Annotated in this window: 3 protein-coding genes and 2 pseudogenes; 4 read left to right on the forward strand and 1 reads right to left on the reverse strand. The window is 60.4% G+C overall.

From position 1 onward, the window contains the following. Positions 1-285 precede the first annotated feature (285 nt). The 4 genes and pseudogenes from KBZ07_RS15290 (at position 286) to KBZ07_RS15300 (ending at position 5,092) form a co-directional block, all read left to right on the forward strand. On the forward strand, positions 286-1,011 hold the full coding sequence (locus tag KBZ07_RS15290) for a peptidylprolyl isomerase (protein ID WP_254932414.1): 726 nt from the start codon (positions 286-288) through the stop codon (positions 1,009-1,011). A 5-nt stretch (positions 1,012-1,016) separates the two neighbouring features. Then, positions 1,017-3,077, forward strand: a pseudogene (locus tag KBZ07_RS15295) (ABC transporter transmembrane domain-containing protein); the annotation flags it as partial. A 261-nt stretch (positions 3,078-3,338) separates the two neighbouring features. After that, positions 3,339-3,738 (forward strand): annotated as a pseudogene (locus KBZ07_RS16530) (ATP-binding cassette domain-containing protein); the annotation flags it as partial. 211 nt (positions 3,739-3,949) lie between these two features. Beyond that, the gene (locus KBZ07_RS15300) at positions 3,950-5,092 is read left to right on the forward strand and encodes an HlyD family secretion protein (protein ID WP_254932416.1); all 1,143 of its coding nucleotides are present in this window, start codon (positions 3,950-3,952) and stop codon (positions 5,090-5,092) included. Positions 5,093-5,127: 35 nt separating this feature from the next. On the opposite strand, the gene KBZ07_RS15305 is transcribed toward KBZ07_RS15300, so the two are convergent. Beyond that, positions 5,128-5,682, reverse strand: a 555-nt coding sequence (locus tag KBZ07_RS15305) for a glutamine amidotransferase-related protein (RefSeq protein ID WP_254932417.1), incomplete at its 5' end; no start/stop codon positions are given.

The following is a 5,682-nucleotide window of genomic DNA, read 5'->3' on the forward strand; positions in this document are numbered from 1 at the left end:
GGAATTGCTAGATTGGTCTAACGCTTGGCGTCCCGTTTGGTTTGGAGTGCTTGCGTGCAGGCAAGCCCGGGCTAATGGAGTTTTATTTGCATCTGCTTGCATTCAGGACTGGACAGCACGGGGCAAATCCATCAAATTATATTGATAAAATGATTGACATGTGTTGGAGGAATTTGAGCGATTGCGCAAATTTGTTCAAATGTTTTATTCTTTGTAAATCTCTCAAAGACAGGCTTATTTATGTCGGTTGAGTCTCAAGAGAGTCCCGCGGTTTCATTCGAAGACTTGGCCCGTCTCGGTTTGCTTGAGCCCTATGTGCGAGCCAATCTGCTGGCCTTTGCGGCTAGCGATGTTGCACTAAGCGATGAGCAAATAGATGCGGCCAGGCAGGCTTTTTGTCGTCAGCACCAAATCCGCGACGCCGAGGCCCTCAAGGCTTGGGCGATAGCTCGCATGCTCAGCCCTGCTGCCCTCGAGGCGCAGATGCGACAGCCCCTGCAGCTGCAGCTCCTCTGTCAGGGCGATTTCTCCGCCAAGGCGGAAGCTCGCTTTCTGCAGCGCAAGAATCAACTAGATCGCGTTGTCTACAGCCTGCTGCGCCTCCGCGATGGTGGTCTCGCCCGCGAGCTTTACTTGCGCATTGATGACGGCGATGCCAACTTCGCCGATTTAGCCGCTCGCTACGCGGAAGGACCTGAGCAGGCAACCCGCGGCATTGTCGGCCCGGTGCCCCTCACCCAAGCCCACCCTGCTTTGGTAGATCGACTGCGCACCGCTCCCCCTGGCGTAGTGCTCGAGCCCTTCCAAATCGAATCCTGGTGGCTGGTGGTGCGGCTCGAAAGCCTCACTTCCGCCACCTTCGACGAGGCCACCGCCGCCCGCATGGCTGAAGAGCTGTTCGAGCAGTGGATCTCTGAGCAGGTTGAACGACGTCTAGTGGACCTGCGGCCCCTGTTGGATCAGCGCGTATCCGCCGATGCGAGCCAGAAGGCCAGCCTAGGCTCATCATGAGAGCCATGGACGATTCCGCCCCTTCGCAGCTGCCTACCCATCCCGCCTTTGCCGGGTTGTCCGACTCCAGCGCCGAGCGTTTGCAGCAGCAGCTCAGCCGGCGTCAGTTTGCTGTTGGTGATCCCCTTTGCCTTAGGGGCTTGATCCCCTCCGAGATCCTGCTGCTTCAATCCGGCACAGCTCGCTTGCTGGTGCGGGATCAGGGCCGCCTGCGCACCGCAGAAAAGCTGGGACCGGGCAGCTTTGTGGGCCTGGCCTCCCTGTTGCGAGCCGCTCCCTGTGAGGAGGTAAGTGCGGGCTCCGAAGTGGAGGCCCTGGTGCTGGCCGATTCCCTGATCCTGGAGTTGCTGGCCAGCGAACCCTCCTTTGCCCAGTGGTGTGGCTCAAACCTATTCACCGCTGAATTGGCAGCCTTACTGGCCCTGCTGCTTGAGCAGCACCCCCAGGCCGGCACTTCGCTCCAGGAGTTGCTGGATCAGGCCCGCCCCCAGGCTCGACTGGTTCCGCCTGAGCCTTCGGCCCTAGCCGCCCTGCCGATTGAGTTCAGCTTGCTGGCCGCTAGCCACAACCTGATCGATCACCCCCTCGGGGCAGCGCTAAATCCCCGCCAGGGTGTGCCGGCTGCCACCCCACCACTACCTCCACGCCTGATCGCCCTGCCTGCGGAGCTGCTGGCGCCGGTAGCTCCAGTACTGGAAGCCGAGCTGATGCCGGAGGGCTCTGGCAGCTCCGGCCAACCTGGCGGCTCTAATCCACCTTTAGCTTCAGCCCTTGATCTGGGCCAGCGGGATCGCACGGCCCTGCAACTGCTGCGCGGCAACGGCCCCCTCGAGGAAACCCTCGCCTGTTTCCAGATGTTGGCGGCGGAGCTCAAGCTGCCCTTCCGGCGCGATGCGATCGAGAAGATCCTGCGCGATGTGTTGCGCCGCGGCCAGACGCCGGACCTGCAGCTCTGCGGCAATCTCGCCGCGATGATGGGTTTGCACGTAAGCGGCGTGCGGGTGCCTGCCAACCAGGGCACGCGCCTGCAGACCCCGGCCCTGATCCCCTGGCAGGGCGGGTTTGCCGTGGTGCGGGGCGCCAATGCCCGCGGTTTGCTGCTGGCCTCCCCGCGGCAGGGTTGGGTGGAGATTCCCCCCGACCAGCTTCCCGAGGCCTTCCCCGATGGCATCGATGTGCTGATGCTGGAGCGCAGCTCTGCCACCCCTGAGCAGCGATTTGGTTTTGCCTGGTTCTGGCCAGCTTTGCAGCGCTACCGCGGCATCCTCACCCAGGTGCTGATCGCCTCCTTTGTGGTGCAGCTGTTCAGCCTGGCCAACCCCCTGCTGATTCAGGTGATCATCGACAAGGTGATCAACCAGCGCAGCCTCGATACCTTGCAGGTGCTGGGCTTTGCCCTGGTGGTGGTGACCTTGATGGAGGGTTTGATCGGCGCCCTGCGCACCTTCCTATTCAGCGAAACCACTAATCGCATCGACCTGCGCCTAGGCGCCGAGGTGATCGACCACCTACTGCGGCTGCCGCTCAATTACTTCGACCGCCGTCCCGTGGGCGAACTCGGTACCCGTATCGCTGAGCTGGAGAAGATCCGTAATTTCCTCACCGGCCAAGCGCTCACCACCCTGCTCGACACTGCCTTCTCGGTGATCTATATCGCCGTGATGCTGATCTACAGCTGGCTGCTCACCTTGATCGCCCTGTGCGTGCTGCCGATTCAGATCGGCCTCACCGTGCTGGGGGCTCCCCTCTTCCGCCGTCAATACCGCGATGCGGCCCAGGAGAACGCCCGCACCCAGAGCCACCTAGTTGAGGTGCTCACCGGCATCCAGACGGTGAAGGCCCAGAACGTCGAGATGATCAGCCGCTGGAAGTGGCAAGACCTCTACGGCAAATACATCTCCCGCACCTTTGAAAAAACAATCACCGGTACGGCCCTTAACGAAACCTCCCAGGTGCTGCAGAAGCTCTCCCAGCTGCTGGTGCTCTGGGTGGGTGCCTCTTTGGTGCTTTCCGGCGACATGACCCTGGGCCAGTTGATCGCCTTCCGGATCATCTCCGGCTACGTCACCCAGCCTTTGCTGCGGCTCTCTTCGATCTGGCAGAGCATCCAGGAGCTCAAGGTTTCCTTTGAGCGCCTTGCCGATGTGGTCGACACCCCGGAGGAATCAGACGAGGCTGATAAGCAGAAGATTCCTCTGCCGCCCATCGCCGGCGAGGTGCGCTTTGACGACCTCTGCTTCTCCTTCACCCCCGGCGGGACCCAGGTGTTGCGTCACATCGACTTCACCATCGCCGCCGGCACCTTTGTGGGGGTGGTGGGTCAGAGCGGTAGCGGTAAGAGCACCCTCACCAAAATGCTGGCACGCCTCTATTCACCAGGTAGCGGCAGGATCCTGATCGACAACTACGACATCGACAAAGTTGAGCTTTACTCTCTGCGGCGCCAAATCGGCATCGTGCCCCAGGAGCCCCTGCTATTCACTGGCACGGTGGCAGAGAATATTGCCCTCACCGATCCCGATGCCAGCAGTGATGCGATCGTGCAGGCGGCACGTCTGGCCTGCGCCCACGATTTCATCATGGAGCTTCCTGCGGGCTACAGCAGCACTGTGGGAGAACGCGGCGCCGGCCTTTCCGGCGGCCAGCGGCAGCGGCTGGCCCTCGCCCGCACCCTGCTCTCCCAGCCCCGGCTGCTGGTGCTCGATGAAGCAACTAGCGCCCTCGACTACGACACCGAGCGCCGCGTTTGCGACAACTTGCTCGACAACCTCAAGCACTGCACCGTTTTCTTTATTACCCACCGGCTCTCCACCATCCGCCGCGCCGAGCTAATCGTGATGATGCACGAAGGAGCCATCGTGGAAACGGGCACCCACGATGAGTTGATGGAGCGCCGCGGTCGCTATTACGCCCTTTACCGCCAGCAGGAGGTCAACTGATGTCGATTGTGCGCCGCGCCCAAAACGCTATTGAGCGCCGGGTTCAGACCAGCCATGAGGAGATGGCGCTGCAGCAGTCGCGCTTTTTAGCGCGAGCTATCACCTGGGCCTTGCTGGGCACCACAGCTGCTGGCCTGGCCTGGCTTGCCTTAGCCAAAACCGACGAGGTGGTTGTCGCCTCTGGCAAGCTCCAGCCGATCGGCGATGTCAAAACCATCCAAATGCCGGTGGGCGGTGTTCTGGAAACCATGCTGGTCAAGGACGGTCAGCGAGTCAGCCAGGGCCAGGTGCTGCTGCGCCTCGACAACGAGGCCACCATCGATCGTCAGGCGAGTTTGCGTACCACCATCACCGCTAAGAAGGCCCAGCTGCGTCTCAAGGAGGTGGAGCTGGCTCGCTATCTCAACCTCAACGACACCGAGCAGACGGTGACGCGCCAGAACCTCGTGCTTGAAACCGAAATCCTGCAGCGGCTTGAGGGCCTCAAGGCAGTTGGGGCCTCTGCGGAGTTGCAGTATTTGCAACAGCGCAACAAGGTGCGTGAGGTGGATGGCGAGATCGCCAAGCTCAAGGTAGATCGCCTACGTCAAATTGCGATCATCGAGCAGGCTCTGGAGCAGATCAAAGGCGAGCTTGCCGATCTAGGCAGCAAGCTCACTGAGCTGCAGGTCAATATCCGCTACCAGGATGTGCGTTCCCCGGTGGATGGGGTGGTGTTTGATCTCAAGCCCACGGGCCCTGGCTTTGTTGCCCAAGGTAGTGAGCCGGTCATGAAGATTGTTCCCTTTGATGCGCTCCAGGCCAAGGTGGAGATTGAGAGCAGCGATATTGGTTTTGTGCGAGTTGGTCGCCCTGCCGATATCAGCATCGATTCCTTCCCTGCTACCGATTTCGGCGTGCTGCTTGGCAACGTTAAGGGCATTGGCTCCGATGCTTTGCCCCCAGATGAGCGCAATCAGACCTATCGCTTCCCAGCCACGATTGCACTCGATACTCAGCAGCTAAAGCTGAAATCTGGCAAGAGCCTGCCTTTGCAAGTGGGCATGTCACTTACGGCCAATATCAAGCTGCGCAAGGTAACTTACCTGCAACTTCTGCTTGGAGAATTTAAAGATAAAACGGACTCTCTTAAGCAAATCTAGTTAATTTCGGTTGCCAAGTTGGTTTGGTGAAATAGTCAGTCCTGATGAGCTTGGTTGGGCAGGCGCTGCTGGGCGGCCTCAATCAAGCCGCGAAATAGGGGGTGAGGCTTGCCGGGGCGGGAGAGAAATTCTGGGTGATATTGGCAGGCTGTGAAAAATGGGTGGCTCTGTAGTTCGATTAATTCAACTAAGCGGCCGTCTGGCGAGGTGCCGCTGATTGTGTAGCCCGATTCGGTGAAGAGACTGCGGTAAGCATTGTTGAATTCGTAGCGGTGTCGGTGGCGTTCGTATACAACTTCGTCGCCATAAAGGCGATGAGCCATCGTGTCTGCAGCTAGCCGGCAGGGGTAAACGCCCAGTCGCATCGTGCCGCCCAGATCAACTACGTCCTGTTGCTCAGGCAGTAGGTGAATCACCGGATGGGGCGTGTCTGCATCAAGTTCGGCGCTGGTGGCACCGGCCAGGCCCGCCTGGTTGCGGGCCCACTCGATCACGGCGCACTGCATGCCTAGGCACAGGCCCAGGAAGGGCACCTGCTGTTCCCGTGCCCAGCGGATTGCAGCCACCGTGCCGTCCACACCGCGGTTGCC

It is taken from the genome of Cyanobium sp. BA20m-14 (genome assembly GCF_024346295.1).

Bases quoted from the DNA above. Each gene is read 5' to 3' on its own strand.
- KBZ07_RS15300 (WP_254932416.1), top strand. From the start codon at position 3,950: ATGTCGATTGTGCGCCGCGCCCAAAACGCTATTGAGCGCCGGGTTCAG.